Below are 15,453 nucleotides of genomic sequence, written 5' to 3'. Positions count from 1 at the left end.
CCCGGGGGCCGGTTTCCGGCCTCGGGCCTAGACGTCGGCGCCCAGCCGCTGGCTGATCACCGTGGAGACGCCGTCGCCGCGCATCGTGACGCCGTAAAGGGCATCAGCGACTTCCATGGTGCGCTTCTGGTGCGTGATGACGATCAGCTGGCTCGATTCGCGCAGCTCCTCGAAGATGGTGATCAGGCGGCCCAGGTTGGTGTCATCCAGCGCCGCCTCCACCTCGTCCATGACGTAGAACGGCGAGGGCCGGGCCTTGAAGATCGCGACCAGCAGCGCCACGGCCGTCAGGGAGCGTTCGCCGCCGGAGAGCAGGGAGAGCCGTTGGATCTTCTTCCCGGCGGGACGCGCTTCCACCTCGATGCCGGTGGTGAGCATGTCGGTCGGGTCGGTGAGCACCAGCCGGCCTTCGCCGCCGGGGAACAGCCGGGCGAAGACGCGGACGAACTGGGCCGCGGTGTCCTCGAAGGCTTCGGCGAAGACCTTCTGGACCCGCTCGTCGACTTCCTTGATGATGTCCAGCAGGTCCTTGCGGCTGGCTTTGAGGTCTTCGAGCTGGCTGCTCAGGAACTGGTGGCGTTCCTCGAGGGCGGCAAATTCCTCCAGCGCGAGCGGGTTGACCCGGCCCAGGGCGGAGAGGTCGCGTTCGGCCTTGCGGAGCCGCTTTTCCTGTTCCTCCCGGACGAAGGGCGTGCCTTCGACGATGTCGCGGCCGTCCTCATCCACTGGGGCGCGCAGGGCTGCCCACTTGTCCGCCGAGGCTGCGGCCGCCACGGGTACGGGCTGGTCGGGGCCGTAGTCGGCGACGAGCTGGTCCGGGGTCAGCCCGAGTTCTTCGACGCTGCGCAGCTCCAGGGCTTCGATCCGGAGGCGCTGCTGGGCGCGGGCCAGCTCGTCCCGGTGGACGGAGTCGGTCAGTTCGGCCAGTTCGCGGGCGAGCCCGTCGTTGCCGGTCCGCACCGCGGCCAATTCCTGGTCCATCTGTTCGCGGCGTTCCTCCGCGGCGTCGCGTTCCCGCCGGGCCAGTTCCACCGAGACATCGAGGAAGCCGACCGCCTGCCCCACGGCGGCGGCCACGGCGGCCGCGCGGGCGGCCTGCAGCCGACGGCGGCGGGCCCGCTCTGCGGCTTCCTCGCGGGCGCGGCGCTCGGTAGCGGCGGCGCGCTCCAGCGACGCGGCGCGGTTACCGATTGCGGTCAGCTGCTCTTCCGCGCTGCGCAGCGCCAGGCGTGCCTCCATCTCCACGGCGCGCGCGGAGGCGGCGGCCGCGGCGAGTCCGTCGCGGTGCTCGGGGGACGGCTCTTCCTCCGCCGGGGCCTCCTGGGCCGCGGCCAGCCGGGCGGCGACGGCTTCCAGCGCCTCCTGTTCGACCTGGATGTTCGCCTCGGCGCGGGCCAGGGAGGCGGTGAGGCGTTCACTTTCACCGACGGCGCTGCGCAGCACCGAGTTCAGGTGCCCCAGCCGTTCGGCGACGGCGGCGAGCCGGGCGTCGGAGTCGTGAAGTTTCTCCAGGGCCGCGTCCGCCCGCTCCTGCGCTTCGGCGCGGCGGGATTCCGCGGCGGCCCGGGCGAAGCGGTGCCGTTCAAGGTCAGCGGCCACGACGGCCAGCCGGGCGGCGGCTTCGTCGACGGCGGCCTGGACTTCCAGCAGCGACGGCGCCGTGGCGGAGCCGCCGCTGGCGGTGAGAGCGGTGAACACGTCCCCGCCCCGGGTGACCGCGGTCAGCTCCGGCCGGGCGGCGATGAGCCGGGCGGCCTCGTCGAGATCCCCGACGACGGCGGTGCGCTCCAGCAGGCGGGCGACGGCGGCGACGGTCCCGGCCGGGTCCGCCGCGCCGTAGGACGCCGCGACCAGGTCGGCGGCCCAGCGGGCGCCGGCCGGAAGCCCGGCGGCAGGTGCAGTGACGGCTTCGGGGCCCGGTACCGGGCCGGCGAGCAGCAACGCAGCGCGGCCGGCGTCGTCGTCCTTGAGCTGCTGCAGGGCCGCGGTGGCCGCGGCAGCGCCGGTGACCACGACGGCGTCGGAGCAGCTTCCCAGCGCGGCGGCGACGGCGGCCTCGAACCCGGGTTCGACGCTCAGCATGCCCGCCAGCGGGCCCAGCACGCCGGGCAGGTCAGCGGCCAGCACGTGGCCGGAACCGTCCTTGCGGTTCAGGCCGAGCTGCAGGGCGTCGCGCCGGGCCACGAGGGCGTCGCGTTCCCGCTCGGCGCCGCGTTCGGCGTCGTTGAGTGCCTCGATTTCCGCGGCCACGGTATCAAGCGCCTCCGCCGCGACCTCGTATTCGGCGTCAAGGGTCTCCTCGCCGTCCTCGACGCCGGCGACCTGGGCTTCGAGCGCGCTGAACTCGCTCTGGGCGAGGCGGCGGCGTTCCTCGCCGGCGGTCTGGGACTCCCGCAGCCGGCCGAGTTCGGCCTGCGCGGCTTCCACCCGGGACCGCGCGGCCCCCACCTGGCCGGCGAGCCGGGCCAGGCCCTCGCGCCGGTCGGCCGCGGCCCGGAGCAGCGCCGCGTGGCGCTTGTCCTCGGCCGCGGCGGCGGCCTCGGCGTCCTGCTTGGCGGCGGTGGCGGCGTCCAGGACGGTGCGCCGCTCGAGGATCTGTGCCTCCAGCCCGGCCTGTTCCGCCCGGACCCGGGCGGCCTGCCGCTCCAGCTGCTCGGGGTCCCGCCCGGCGTCGGGCGCGGGGTCCGACGCGCCCAGCAGGCGGCGCCGCTCCTCGGCGAGCGAACCCAGCGAGCGCAGCCGTTCGCGGCCGGAGGACAGCTGGTACCAGTTGTCCCGGGCGGCGTTCAGCGCCGGGGTGGCCTCCGCCGCGAGCTGTTCCAGCCGGCCCTGGCGCTGGCGGCCGGCTTCGAGTTCGCGTTCGACGACGGCGCGGCGTGCCTTCAGCGCGCTCTCGTCCGCTACGTCCTGCGCCAGCACGGACTGCAGCTGGACCAGGTCGTCGGCCAGGAGCCGGCAGCGGGCGTCGCGGACCTCGAACTGGACGGTTTGGGCGCGGCGGGCGACCTCGGCCTGCTTGCCCAGCGGGGTGAGCTGGCGGCGGATCTCACCGGTCAGGTCGCTGAGCCGGGCGAGGTTGGCCTGCATCGCCTCCAGCTTGCGGACGGTCTTTTCCTTGCGGCGGCGGTGCTTGAGGATGCCCGCGGCTTCCTCGATGAAGCCGCGGCGGTCCTCCGGGGTGGCGTGCAGCACCTTGTCCAGCTGCCCCTGCCCGACGATGACGTGCATCTCCCGGCCCAGGCCCGAGTCGGAGAGCAGCTCCTGGATGTCCAGCAGCCGGCAGCTGGCGCCGTTGATGGCGTATTCGGAGCCGCCGGTGCGGAACAGCGTGCGGGAGATCGTCACCTCGCTGTAGTCGATCGGCAGGGCGCCGTCGCTGTTGTCGATGGTGAGCGAGACGTGCGCGCGGCCCAGCGGCGGGCGGCCCGAGGTTCCGGCGAAGATGACGTCCTCCATCTTGCCGCCGCGCAGGGTTTTGGCGCCCTGCTCCCCCATCACCCAGGACAGGGCGTCCACCACGTTGGACTTGCCGGAGCCGTTGGGGCCGACCACGGCGGTCACTCCGGGTTCGAATTCGAAAGTCGTCGCGGAGGCGAACGACTTGAATCCGCGGACGGTCAGGCTCTTGAGGTGCAAGGTGTTTCGGGTCTCCTGCTTGGCGGACGCGGCGCGTCCCGGGTACCTCCAATCTACTGCGCGGCCCGGACAATCCTGCGTAGCCCGCCTGCGCAGCCGGCACAATTCCGTCCGTCACCGGCAGGCCCTCGCCCCGCAGGACCTGGCCACCGCCGTCGTCCCGGAATCTCCGCGTCGGCGGGAACAAAGCCGCAGGGGGCATAGTTAAGGGTCTTGGGCCTGCGCTCAGCGGTGGTTTCTTTGCCGCCCGGTGGAGGACGGATATGAACAGGGGCTTTGATTTGGTAGGGAATGCAACATTCCGGCACAGCAACACTGCGTTGCTCTCGGTCAGCAGCGTCGAAGCTCCGACAATTGTCAGCTCTTCGGATTTCGACCGGCGGCTGGCGGTGACCCTGCGGCGGCTGAAGTTCCCGCCGAAGCTCCTGGAGCGCGTCGCCGGCGTCACGCACCGGCGCTGGTGGGCGCCGGGGACCTCCTTCGACGACGCGGCGATCGAGGCCGGAGCGAAGGCGCTGGCCGAATCCGGCGTCGAGGCCGCCGAGGTGGGCCTGCTGATCAACACCTCCGTGACGCGGCGGAACCTGGAGCCCTCTGTGGCGGTGAAGATCCACCACGGGCTCGGCCTGCCGTCGTCGGCGATGAACTTCGACCTCGCCAATGCCTGCCTGGGCTTCGTCAACGGCATGACGCTGGCAGCCAACATGATCGACTCCGGCCAGATCAAATACGCGATGATCGTCAACGGCGAGGACGCCCAGGCCACGCAGGAGGCCACCCTGGCCCGGCTGCAGCGGCCCGAAACGACCCGCGAGGACTTCAACCGCGAGTTCGCCACCCTCACCCTGGGCTCCGGGGCCGCCGCTGCGGTCCTCGGCCCGGCGGACCTGCATCCGGGCGCGCACCGGATCCTGGGCGGGGTGATGCGGGCCGGCACCGAGCACCACGAGCTGTGCGTCGGCGGTGTCGACGGTATGGCCACGGACACCAAGGGTCTGCTTGACGGCGGCCTGGAGCTGGTGGTGGAGGCGTGGCGCGAGGCGCAGCCGGAGTGGGACTGGGCCGCGATGGACCGCTATGTGACCCACCAGGTGAGCAACGCCTACACCCAGGCCATCATCGACGCGATCGGCCTGGACCCGGACCGGGTCCCGATCACGTTCCCGCACTGGGGCAACGTCGGGCCGGCGTCGCTGCCGATGACGCTTGCCGCTGAATCGCAGACCCTGACCGCCGGCGACCGCGTGCTCTGCATGGGCGTCGGGTCCGGCCTGAACACCGCGATGGTGGAAATCGTTTGGTAGCCGCCGACTGGCCCGGCGTCGACCCTGCCTGGTCGCGCGAACTCGACGTTCCCTCCAGCTCCAGGGCCGACGCACCCTGCACCGTGCGTCGCTGGCACCTGCTCGATAACGGCGCGGAGCTCGCCCGCCGCGGCCTCACCCCGGAGGGGACGCTGCTGTGCGTGCACGGCAATCCCACCTGGTCCTACCTGTGGCGCAGCCTGCTGGCCGCCGGGTCCGATCCGGCCCGCCCGTGGCGGGTGGTGGCGGTGGACCAGCTGGACATGGGCTTCTCCGCGCGGACCGGCAGGTTCCGGCGCCTGGCGGACCGGATCACCGACCTCGGCGACCTCACCTCCGCGCTCGGCCTGGACGGCCCGGTCGTCACCGTGGGCCACGACTGGGGCGGGGTGATCAGCCTCGGCTGGGCCCTGGCGCATCGGGAGCAGCTCGCCGGGGTGGTGCTGACCAACACCGCCGTGCACCAGCCCGGCGGCACCCCCATCCCGCCGGCCCTGCGGCTGGCCCTGCACCCGGCGGTGCACCGCTGGGGAACCACGACGACGCCGGCGTTCCTGCAGGTCACACACGCCCTGGCCCGGCCGCCGCTGGCCCCCGAGGTCCGCGCCGCGTTCAGGGCGCCCTACCGCGGCGCCGGGCGCCGGACGGGCGTGGGGAACTTCGTCGCGGACATTCCGGCGGACGCTGCGCACCCGAGCTACCCGGCGCTGGAGCGTGTCGCGGAGGGCGTGCGCGGCCTGGACGTTCCGGCCCTGATGCTGTGGGGCCCGCGCGACCCGATCTTCTCCGACCGGTACCTCAAGGACCTGATCGGCCGGCTGCCGCAGGCCAGGGTGCACCGCTTCGAGGGTGCCGGGCACCTGCTCGCCGAGGACCGCGACGTCGCCACGCCCATCTTCGACTGGCTCGCCGCCCAGACCCTGGGGCCGAACGGACACTTGACGCCCCACCCCGAGGGCACCACCCCGCCGAACGGACACTTGACGCCCCACCCCGAGGGCGCCACCCCGCCGAACGGACAGTTGACGCCCCACCCCGAAGGCGCAGGGTGGGAGCCGCTCTGGGCACCGTTGATGGCGCTGGCCTCGGGGCCAGCCGCCGGGGACACCGCCGTCGCCGAAATGGCCGAGGACGGGCACACGGCCCGCTCGCTGAGCTGGAACGACTTGGAGGACAGGATCACGCGCCTCGCCGCGGGCCTGCACGACGCCGGCGTGCGGCCCGGGACCCGGGTCAGCCTGATGGTGCCGCCGGGTGTGGACCTGACGGTCGTCTTGTATGCATGCCTGCGGCTGGGGGCTGTGGTGGTCGTCGCCGACGCCGGCCTGGGCACCCGCGGCCTGAGCCGAGCCGTCAAGGGCGCGACCCCGGACTTCCTGATTGGCATCGACCGGGCGCTGGCGGCCGCAGCGGCACTCGGCTGGTCGGGCCGGCGCCTCAGCGTCCGGGACCTGCCGGCCGCCCGCCGCCGGATCCTCGGCGTCGAAACCTCCGTCGAGGAACTCACCCGCCGCGGCGCGTCCGCCGGCGCGGCGGACCCGCTCCCGGCACCCGCGCCGAATGACCCCGCCGCCGTGCTTTTCACCTCCGGTTCCACCGGCCCGGCCAAGGGCGTGCTGTACACCCACCGGCAACTGGCGGCGATGCGGGACACCGTGGCCGCGACCCTGGGAATCCGGCCGGGCGCCCGCCTGGTGGCCGGCTTCGCGCCGTTCGCGCTGCTGGGCCCGGCGCTGGGCGCCGTCTCCGTCACCCCCGCCATGGACGTGACTCTGCCCCGGACACTGACCGCCCGCGCCCTCGCCGACGCCGCAGCCGCCATCGACGCCACCGTGGTCTTCGCCTCCCCCGCGGCGCTGCGCAACGTCCTCGCGACCGCAGCGGGCCTGGACCCGGCCGGGCAGGCGGCGCTGGCCAGGGTGGAGCTGCTGCTCTCTGCGGGTGCGCCGGTTCCGGCCGCGCTCCTGGCGGAAATGCAGCAGCTGGTGCCTGCCGCCTCCCTGCACACCCCGTACGGCATGACCGAGGCGCTGCCGGTGACCGACATCAGCCTCGACGACATCCGCGCCGCGGAGGCCGACGCCGCCGGCGGCACCGTCGCCGGGGCCGGGAACGGCGTCTGCGTCGGCCGGCCGGTGCACGGCGCGCGCGCTGCCGTCGTCCCGCTCAGCGCGGACGGCACCGCACCCGGGGGTACGCCGGTCACAGACCCCGGAGTGACCGGGGAAATCCTGGTCAGCGCCCCGCACGTGAAGGACAGCTACGACCGGCTCTGGCTGACCCAGCGCGAGAGCGTCCGCACCCCCGGCTGGCACCGCACCGGGGACGTCGGACACTTCGACGCCGCCGGCCGGCTCTGGGTGGAGGGCCGGCTCGCGCACGTCATCACCGCACCCGGCGCCGCGGTCACCCCCGTCGGGGCAGAACAGGCCATCGAACGGCTCGAGGGCGTCGGCCTGGCCGCCGTCGTCGGGGTCGGACCGGCCGGGACCCAGGCCGTCGGCGCCGTCGTCGAAACGGAGCCCCCGGTCCGCCGGGCAGGCCCCGCGGAACCGGAGCTGGCCGGGCGCGTGCGCGCAGCCGCCCGTGAAGCCGGCGTCGAGGTGTCCGCCGTGCTCACCATCCCGTCCCAGCCCACCGATATCCGGCACAACGCCAAGATCGACCGGGCCCGCCTGGCCCGCTGGGCCGCGCGGGTGCTCGCCGGCGGCCGGCCGGGCACGCCGTGAGGGTCCTGGTCACCGGCGCGAGCGGCCTGCTCGGCGGCGGGGTGGCGACACTGCTGGTGGGGCAGGGACACGCCGTCACCACGTTCCAGCGCCGCCCCTCCGGCCTCGAGGGCGCCACGGACGTCCGCGGCTCCCTCTCCGACGACGGCGCGCTCCGCCGCGCGGTCGCCGGCGCCGAGGGCGTGATCCATCTCGCCGCGAAGGTCTCCTTTACCGGCCGCGCGGCCGATTTCGACGAGGTGAACGTCGAGGGCACCCGCCGCCTGCTGCGCGCCGCGCGGGAGGCCGGGGTGCGCCGGCTGGTGTTCGTCTCCTCGCCCTCGGTGGCGAGCTCCGGCGCCGCGATCACCGGGTTGGGCGCCGAACCGGCGGACCCGGCCCGCGCGCACGGCGACTACGCACGGACCAAGGCCGCGGCGGAGCTGCTGGCCTTGGCCGCCGACTCGCCCGAACTGCGGGTCGGCGCGGTGCGGCCGCACGTGGTCTGGGGTCCGGGCGACACGCAGCTGGTGGAGCGGGTGCTGGACCGGGCCCGCGGGGGCCGGCTGCCGCTGCTTGATGCCGGGGCGGCCCTGATCGACACCACGTACGTCGACAACGCTGCGTCGGCGATTGTGGCCGCGTTGCACCGGATGGACCACATCCACGGCCGGGCCCTGGTGGTTACGAACGGTGAACCACGCCCGGTGGGCGAACTGCTGGCGGGCATCTGCGCCGCCGGCGGAGTATCGGCGCCGGCCTGGCACGTCCCGGGCCGGCTGGCGCGGGCGGCGGGAGCCGTGGTGGAGAAGGCCTGGCTCCTGGCTGGCAGGACGGAGGAGCCGCCGATGACCCGGTTCCTCGCCGAGCAGCTGTCCACGGCCCACTGGTTTGACCAGCGCCAGACCCGGGCGCTGCTGGAATGGATACCGGAGGTCTCGCTGGACGAGGGACTGGAGCGGCTGGCCCGGCACTACGGCGGGCGCTGACTTCGGCTACCAGCGGCCGTTGCGGGGCTTCGGCTGGCAGACCGGGCAGGTGTAGGAGGAGCGGTTCATGAACTGCTCGCGCTTGAGCAGGCTGACGATCCCCGCTTCGGCGCAGCGGCGGCATTCACGGCCCTCGCGGCCGTAGGCGTTCAGCGACCGTTCAAAGTAGCCGGAGGCGCCGTTGACGTTGACGTACAGCGAATCGAAGCTGGTCCCGCCCGCGGCGAGGGCGTCCGTCATGACCTGCCGGGCGGCGTCGAGGACGCGCAGCGCCTCGGCGCGGCGCAGCGTGTCGGTGGGCCGGGCGTAGTGCAGCTTGGCCAGCCAGAGGGCCTCGTCGGCGTAGATGTTGCCGATCCCGGAGACCAGGCCCTGGTCCAGCAGGGCACGTTTGAGTCCGGTCCGGCGGGCCCCAAGGCGCCGATAGAAGGTGTCGAAGGAGAAGTTCGGGTCCAGCGGGTCCCGGGCGATGTGCGAGGCTTCCTCAGCTATCAGCGGCAGCGGGGTTTCCGCCAGGCCGCCGGGTCCGCCGTCGGGGGTGGGGACCAGCGAGGTGAGGGACAGGCCGCCGAAAATCCGCTGGTCCACGAACCGGAGTTCCGCTGGAATGCCCGCGGCCGGGCTGAGCCGCAGCCGGACCTTCAGGTGCTTTTCATCCGGGACGTCGGGATCCTGCATCAGTAGTTGTCCGGACATGCCCAGGTGCGCCATCAGCGCGACCGACGGCGGCGCACCGACGCCGTTTCCCGGGACGGCGTCGGCCGGGGCCTCCCCGGCCGGAGTGTTCGCGGGCCCGGCCAGCGGCATCCACAGGAATTTCCCGCGCCGGACCACGTCCAGTACGCGGGCGCCCTCGAGGTTGCCGGCGAAGTCCTCCGGTCCCAGGGCGTGCCGGCGCAGGGAACGCGTGTCCAGCACGTCGACGGCGGTGATGGTCCGGCCCCGAACCCAGCTCACGAGTCCGCGCCGGACCACCTCCACCTCGGGAAGTTCAGGCAAGGCCGCTGCCTAGCTGCCGGCCGGCGCCGCGGAAGACGGGGCGTTGGAAGAGGCAGCTTCCGAAGCTCCGGTGTCCCCGGCGGCGTCGGTCGACTGGGCGCCGGTGGGTGCGGTGAGCCGGCGCCAGGCGTCGGCGGCGGCTTCCTGCTCGGCTTCCTTCTTCGAATTGCCCGACCCAGTGCCGTAGTCCGTGCCGCCGATCCGCAGCACCGCCACGAATGACCGGGCGTGGTCCGGGCCTGAGCCCTCCACGAGGTAGTTGATGGTGCCGAGCTGGCGGCTGGCGGCGAGCTCCTGGATGCTGGTTTTCCAGTCCGTACCGGCGCCGAGCACCGCTGCGTCCTTCAGCAGCGGCCCGATCAGCCGCATCACCAGCTGGCGGGCGGTCTCCAAGTCGTTGGACAAGTAGGTGGCGCCGATCAGCGCCTCCATGGTGTCTGCCAGGATGGAGGCCTTGTTCTTGCCCTGGGTGAGCTTCTCGCCCTGGCCCAGATAGATGTACTCCCCCAGCCCGATGCTGCGGCCGATGCCGGCCAGCGCCCGGGTGCTGACGACGGCGGAGCGCCGCTTGGCCAGGTCCCCTTCGGGCAGGTCCGGGTTGTCCCGGTAGAGCGCGTCCGTCACGGAGAACCCCAGGATGGAGTCGCCCAGGAACTCGAGCCGCTCGTTGGTGGGGATGCCGCCGTTTTCGTAGGCGTAGGAACGGTGTGTCAGAGCAAGACGAAGCGTCCCGGCGTCAATAGAGACACCGAGACGCTTCAGAAGCTCTTCAGTTGAAGACATCTTAGTCAGCCTGTTGGCGGATTAGACGTCCGCGACCTTGCGGCCCTTGTACTCAAGGAACAGCGCGGTGCCAGCCGAGTCGGTAACGACCTTTGCCTGGTGCGGCAGGCTGTAAACAACCTGGCCGTTCTCTACGGTCTTCACCAGGTGGGGGGCGGTTGCCTTCCACTGGGAGCGGCGGGCGCGGGTATTCGAGCGAGACATTTTCCGCTTGGGAACAGCCACGGCTAACTCATTTCTCTCTAGTCCAACACTTACAAATCAGTTTTGCCGGTCAGGCTTAGCCAGGTCGGCTAGGGCAGCCCAGCGAGGATCTACGACCTCGTGGTGGTGCCCCGGCTCGTCTTCCAGGCGGACTCCGCATTCGGAGCACAGGCCTTGGCAGTCTTCCCGGCACACCGGCTGGAACGGCAGCATGGTAACAACTGCGTCCCGCAACACCGGCTCAAGATCGATCAGATCGTGCTCGACTCGACGTTGCTCTTCTTCATCTTCTTCGTCCGGGAACTCGGCGTCCCCATAGAAGAACAGTTCTTGCACATTGACCTCAAGGTCATACGCAAGGGGATCCAGGCATCGGCCGCATTCGCCGGTTACTTCGACGTTCGCGGTTCCCGAAACCAGAATTCCTTCGTGTACGGCCTCCAGGCGCAGATCCAGCTCGACATCCGAGCCTTCCTGCACACCAATGAGCGCCACACCAAGGTCACTTGGTGCGGGTACATGTTCCTTCAGTGTCCGCATGCTTCCCGGACTGCGTCCGAGGTCCTTGACGTCGAACGCCAGGGGCGAACTAGCATCTCGTTTAATGAGAACTCCTGTTGAACATATGACCGACGTACCATCTTAGCCTGATCTTCCGGACGGACTCAAACCGGCCGACGGCGCGCGGCAGGGCGCCGCACCCCGGCACCGGCAAGGGCCGCGCCACCGGAGCCAGGCTCCCGAGTACCGGTCAATCCTACCCTCTGCCGGGCGGATTCTTCTCCGGCTCGCCGGACCGCAGCCGCCGGAGCACCGACTTCGGAATGAACTCGGACACGTCCCCGCCCAGGCTGAAGACTTCCTTGATCAGGGTGGACGAGAGGTGCAGGTAGTGGCCCTCCGCGGGGATGAACACGGTCTCGACCCCGGTCAGCTGCCGGTTCATGGTGGCCATGGGCAGCTCGTAGTCGAAGTCCGAGGAGGACCGGAGGCCCTTGACGATCGCCGTGGCGCCGCGGTTCCGGCAGTACTCGGCCAGCAGCCCTTCGCCCACGGGCTCCACCACGATCCCGCGCAGCGAGGCCAGCGTTTCGCGGGCCATATCCAGGCGTTCGTCGAGGCTGAACCGGTACTTCTTGGCGTAGTTCGTGGACACGGCCACGATCACCTCATCGAAGAGGCTCGCGGCGCGGGCAATGACTTCCAGGTGGCCGTTGTGGATGGGGTCGAAGGAGCCAGGGCATACCGCGCGTCTCATCCCCCGAACCTACCCCATCCCCCGGACGGCCCGGGATAGCATGGCGGAATGTCAGCACTGAACAATTCCTCCATCGAGCCGTTCACCGTTGCCGGCGGCGTCGTCCTCGTCACCGGAGCCGCCATGGGTATGGGGCGGCTCTACGCCCTGCGCGCGGCCCGCGAGGGCGCCGCCGTCGTGATTCTCTGGGACGTCGACGCCGACGGCCTGGCCCGCACCGCGGCAGAGGTTACCGAGGCGGGCGCCCGCGCGGTTGTCCGCCGCGTGGACCTGGCCAGCCGGGACGCGATCGCCGGGGCCGCAGCCGAAGCGGCCGCGGAGGGACCCCTGACCCTGCTGGTCAACAACGCCGGGATCGTGCGCGGCGCCCTGTTCTGGGACCACGAGCCCGCCCGGGACATCGCGTTGACCATGGACATTAATGCCCTGGCCCCGATGTACACCACGCTCGCCTTCCTGCCGGCCATGATGGCCGACGCCGGACGGCCCCGCCGGATCCTGAACATCGCCTCGGCCGCCGGCACCGTCTCCAACCCCCGCATGAGCGTCTATGCCGCCTCGAAGTGGGCGGTCATCGGCTGGAGCGACTCGCTGCGCCTCGAACTCGAGCAACAGGGCTACGGGCACCTGAAAGTGACGACGTTCTGCCCCAGCTATATCTCCACCGGTATGTTCGCCGGCGCCCGCGGTCCGCTGTTAACCCCGCTGATGACCCCGGACGACGCCGTCGACCGCGCCTGGCGCGCGGCCGTGGAGGGCCGGCCGCAGCTGATCGCGCCGGCGACGGCGCAACTGGGCAAGGTGCTGCGCGGACTGCTGCCCGTGCGGGCGTGGGACTTCGTCGGCGGCAAGGTCTTCGGCATCTACACCACGATGGACAAGTTCACCGGCCGCACGGGGGCACCGGCCCAGGGCGGCGCCGCGTCCGGGCCCGGTAAGGCGGAAACCCTGTGAGCGCGCAGCCGCTGGCCCCATGGCAGCGCACTGCCACCGGCGCCAACCTGCTCTCCCCCGGCGGAAACCTCGGCGTGACCATCTTTGAGGAGATGACCACCCTGGCGCTGAAGACCGGAGCCATCAATCTCGGCCAGGGCTTCCCGGACGAGGACGGCCCGGCCGAGATCAAGGACGCCGCGCAGGCCGCGATTGCCGCCGGAGCCAACCAGTACGCGCCGGGCAAGGGCATCCTGGAACTGCGCGAGGCCATCTCCCTGCACCAGGAGCGCTTCTACGGGCTTACCCCGGATCCGCAGACGGAGGTGATTGTGACCACCGGCGCCACCGAGGCGATCGCCGCGGCGCTGCTGGCCCTGGTGGGCCCGGGCGATGAGGTGCTGACCTTTGAGCCGTTCTATGACTCCTACGGCGCGATCATCGGGCTCTCCGGCGCCGCCCACGTCACCGCCCCGCTGCTGGCCCCGGACTTCATGCCGGATCTCGATGCCCTGGCCGCGGCGTTCAGCGACCGCACCAGGGTCGTGCTGGTGAACAACCCGCACAACCCCACCGGCGCGGTGTTTCCGCGCGGGGTGCTGGAGCGCATCGTCGAACTCGCCGCCAGGCACGACGCCGTGATCATCACCGACGAGGTCTACGAGCACCTCACCTTTGGTACCGCGCACCTGCCCATCGCTTCCCTCCCCGGCGCCGCGGAGCGCACCCTGACGATTTCCTCGGCGGGCAAGACCTTCTCCTTCACGGGCTGGAAGGTCGGCTGGCTCTCCGGCCCCGAGCACCTCGTGGCCGCGGCCCGGACGGTAAAGCAGTTCCTCAGCTACAGCTCCGGGACCCCGTTCCAGAGCGCGATCGCCCTGGGCCTGGGCCTGCCGGACGAGTTCTACGCCGGCATCGCCGACACCCTGCGGCTCAAGCGCGACATCCTCAGTGAGGGCCTCCGCGCGGCGGGCCTGGAGGTCCTCACCCCGCAGGGGACGTACTTCGTGAACGTCGACACGGCCCCGCTGGGAATCTCCGACTCGGTGGACCTGGCCCGGCGGCTGCCGGAGCTGGTGGGCGTGGCCGCCATCCCGGTGCCGGTGTTCTGCCACGCCGAGGGCGCCGAGCGGACCCGCAGCCTGCTGCGCTTCGCCTTCTGCAAGAAGACCTGGGTACTGGAGGAAGCCGCGGAACGGCTCTCCACCCTGCGGGACAGGCTGTGAACGAACCGGACACCCCGCACGCCGACACCCCGGCGGGCGGCACCCCGGCGCTGCGGCGGTTCCTGCGCACCACCGGCCAGGAGGCCGTGATCGAAGCCGACGAGTTCACCGAGGGCGGCTACGTGCTCAGCATCGGCGGCGCGGAGCAGTCCCATGTGAACCTCTCCGAGCCGGACGACATCTTCTACGAGTACCTGCGCCGGATCGGCCATGTGGTGGACCTGGCCGCGCCGTGGGGCGGACCGATCACCGCCCTGCACCTGGGCGCCGGCGCGCTGACCCTGGCCCGGTACATCCAGGCCACCCGGCCCGGCTCGGTGCAGTACGCGGTGGAGCTGGAGGGCGAACTGCTGGACTTCGTGCTGGAGGCGCTCCCGCTGCCGTCCGGGACCGAGCTGCATCCCCTGGTCGGCGACGCCCGGGAGGCGCTGGCGGCGCTGCCCGCCGGGCTGGCGTTCGACGTCGTGATCCTGGACATTTTCTCCGGCCCGGAGGCGCCGGCGCATCTGGCCTGCACCGAGTTCTACCAGGAAGCCGCGGCCCGGCTGACCCCGCGCGGCGTGCTGGTGGTCAACGTCGGGGACGAGCCCGGCCTGACCCTGGTGCGCAGCCAGGTGGCCGCGCTGCGCCGGGCCATGGCCGATGTGGCCGCCGCCGCGGAGGCGGGCATGTTCGCCGGCGACCAGCCGGGCAACATCATCCTGGCCGGCACGCAGGGACCCTGGCCGTCGGCCTGGTCGGCGGCCCTGACCGCCCGCGGCCCGCACCCTGCGAAAGTCCTGGCCGGGGCCGAGCTGGACGTCCTCTCGGACTAGCCGAAGGCGATCTTGCGCAGCAGCCCGCGCAGCTGGTCCCGCTCGGCACCGTCCAGCGCCGCCAGCGAAACGTCCTCGGCCGTCCGTACAGCCGCCGCGGCCTGCCGGTAGAGGTCCTGGCCGGCCGGCGTCGGCCGGATGACCTTGGAGCGACGGTCGCGGGGATCCGGAGCGCGGGCCACCAGGCCGCGGTCCTCCAGCGCGTCCACGAGTGCCACAATCTGGCTGGGGTCCAGGCGCAGGAAGTCGGCGAGCTCCCGCTGGGAGGGCTCCGAGGCCCCGCACACCACCGCCAGCACCGAGTAGGACCGGACCTTCAGGCCCAGCGGGGCCAGCACGGCGTTGGCGTGGGCACTGCCCAGGGACCGGGCGCGCGCGGCCAGGAACTCGATTTCATCCGCCAGGCCGCCGGCGAGGAGCCGCTCCGGGACGGCCGGACCGGCGACAGCATTGGTGGCGTCCCCGACGTGCTCAAGAGATTCAGCCACAGGTCCTCGCAACTTCCGGTTGGCTCCTAGGAGCGATGATCAGGCTCCACCCTACCGCCGGGTGTTCCCGGAGCGGGAATAGTTGAACAAATTATCGTTGACAAACTCAA

The 15,453-nt window shown here is 71.9% G+C and carries 13 protein-coding genes; 6 read left to right on the top strand and 7 right to left on the bottom strand.

Going from position 1 to position 15,453, the window contains the following annotated elements:
* Positions 1 to 27: 27 nt before the first annotated feature.
* A complete protein-coding gene (smc, locus tag ACTWLI_RS12240) occupies positions 28 to 3,636 on the bottom strand; it encodes a chromosome segregation protein SMC (protein ID WP_445154101.1) in 3,609 nt (1,202 codons plus the stop codon).
* Positions 3,637 to 3,917: 281 nt separating this feature from the next.
* On the opposite strand from smc, the gene ACTWLI_RS12235 reads away from it, so the two are divergent.
* The 3 genes from ACTWLI_RS12235 to ACTWLI_RS12225 are packed head-to-tail and all read left to right on the top strand — an operon-like array spanning position 3,918 to position 8,637.
* On the top strand, positions 3,918 to 4,940 hold the full coding sequence (locus ACTWLI_RS12235) for a 3-oxoacyl-ACP synthase III (RefSeq protein ID WP_445156178.1): 1,023 nt from the start codon (positions 3,918 to 3,920) through the stop codon (positions 4,938 to 4,940).
* Positions 4,934 to 7,669: an alpha/beta fold hydrolase gene (locus ACTWLI_RS12230; protein WP_445154100.1), complete on the top strand. Its 2,736-nt coding sequence runs from the start codon at positions 4,934 to 4,936 to the stop codon at positions 7,667 to 7,669. Before ACTWLI_RS12235 ends, ACTWLI_RS12230 begins: the two co-directional genes overlap by 7 nt.
* A complete protein-coding gene (locus ACTWLI_RS12225) occupies positions 7,666 to 8,637 on the top strand; it encodes an NAD-dependent epimerase/dehydratase family protein (RefSeq protein ID WP_445154099.1) in 972 nt (323 codons plus the stop codon). Before ACTWLI_RS12230 ends, ACTWLI_RS12225 begins: the two co-directional genes overlap by 4 nt.
* A 6-nt stretch (positions 8,638 to 8,643) precedes the next feature.
* On the opposite strand, the gene mutM is transcribed toward ACTWLI_RS12225, so the two are convergent.
* The 5 genes from mutM to coaD form a co-directional block, all read right to left on the bottom strand.
* The gene (gene mutM, locus ACTWLI_RS12220) at positions 8,644 to 9,636 is read right to left on the bottom strand and encodes a bifunctional DNA-formamidopyrimidine glycosylase/DNA-(apurinic or apyrimidinic site) lyase (RefSeq protein WP_445154098.1); all 993 of its coding nucleotides are present in this window, start codon (positions 9,634 to 9,636) and stop codon (positions 8,644 to 8,646) included.
* Between the two features lie 9 nt (positions 9,637 to 9,645).
* Complete coding sequence (gene rnc, locus ACTWLI_RS12215) at positions 9,646 to 10,419, bottom strand: ribonuclease III (RefSeq protein ID WP_445154097.1); 774 nt, start codon at positions 10,417 to 10,419, stop codon at positions 9,646 to 9,648.
* Between the two features lie 21 nt (positions 10,420 to 10,440).
* Positions 10,441 to 10,644: a 50S ribosomal protein L32 gene (gene rpmF, locus ACTWLI_RS12210; RefSeq protein WP_056738282.1), complete on the bottom strand. Its 204-nt coding sequence runs from the start codon at positions 10,642 to 10,644 to the stop codon at positions 10,441 to 10,443.
* Between the two features lie 36 nt (positions 10,645 to 10,680).
* The gene (locus ACTWLI_RS12205; protein ID WP_082574983.1) at positions 10,681 to 11,205 is read right to left on the bottom strand and encodes a YceD family protein; all 525 of its coding nucleotides are present in this window, start codon (positions 11,203 to 11,205) and stop codon (positions 10,681 to 10,683) included.
* Positions 11,206 to 11,380: 175 nt separating this feature from the next.
* The gene (gene coaD, locus ACTWLI_RS12200; RefSeq protein WP_445154096.1) at positions 11,381 to 11,881 is read right to left on the bottom strand and encodes a pantetheine-phosphate adenylyltransferase; all 501 of its coding nucleotides are present in this window, start codon (positions 11,879 to 11,881) and stop codon (positions 11,381 to 11,383) included.
* Between the two features lie 48 nt (positions 11,882 to 11,929).
* Between coaD and ACTWLI_RS12195 the strand changes: the two genes are divergently transcribed.
* The 3 genes from ACTWLI_RS12195 to ACTWLI_RS12185 are packed head-to-tail and all read left to right on the top strand — an operon-like array spanning position 11,930 to position 14,855.
* A complete protein-coding gene (locus ACTWLI_RS12195) occupies positions 11,930 to 12,835 on the top strand; it encodes an SDR family NAD(P)-dependent oxidoreductase (RefSeq protein ID WP_445154095.1) in 906 nt (301 codons plus the stop codon).
* Positions 12,832 to 14,040 (top strand): aminotransferase class I/II-fold pyridoxal phosphate-dependent enzyme, encoded by a 1,209-nt coding sequence (locus ACTWLI_RS12190; protein ID WP_445154094.1) that lies wholly within the window; start codon positions 12,832 to 12,834, stop codon positions 14,038 to 14,040. The genes ACTWLI_RS12195 and ACTWLI_RS12190 overlap by 4 nt, the downstream gene beginning before the upstream one ends.
* The gene (locus tag ACTWLI_RS12185; RefSeq protein WP_445154093.1) at positions 14,037 to 14,855 is read left to right on the top strand and encodes a spermidine synthase; all 819 of its coding nucleotides are present in this window, start codon (positions 14,037 to 14,039) and stop codon (positions 14,853 to 14,855) included. Before ACTWLI_RS12190 ends, ACTWLI_RS12185 begins: the two co-directional genes overlap by 4 nt.
* Here ACTWLI_RS12185 and ACTWLI_RS12180 read toward each other — a convergent pair.
* Positions 14,852 to 15,343 (bottom strand): MarR family winged helix-turn-helix transcriptional regulator, encoded by a 492-nt coding sequence (locus ACTWLI_RS12180; protein ID WP_445154092.1) that lies wholly within the window; start codon positions 15,341 to 15,343, stop codon positions 14,852 to 14,854. The genes ACTWLI_RS12185 and ACTWLI_RS12180 overlap by 4 nt on opposite strands.
* Positions 15,344 to 15,453 lie beyond the last annotated feature (110 nt).

The sequence above is a fragment of the Arthrobacter sp. Hor0625 genome, assembly GCF_052567525.1.
The sequence above is the reverse complement of the archived record's forward strand: the minus strand, read 5'-3'. Positions and strand labels throughout refer to the sequence as shown.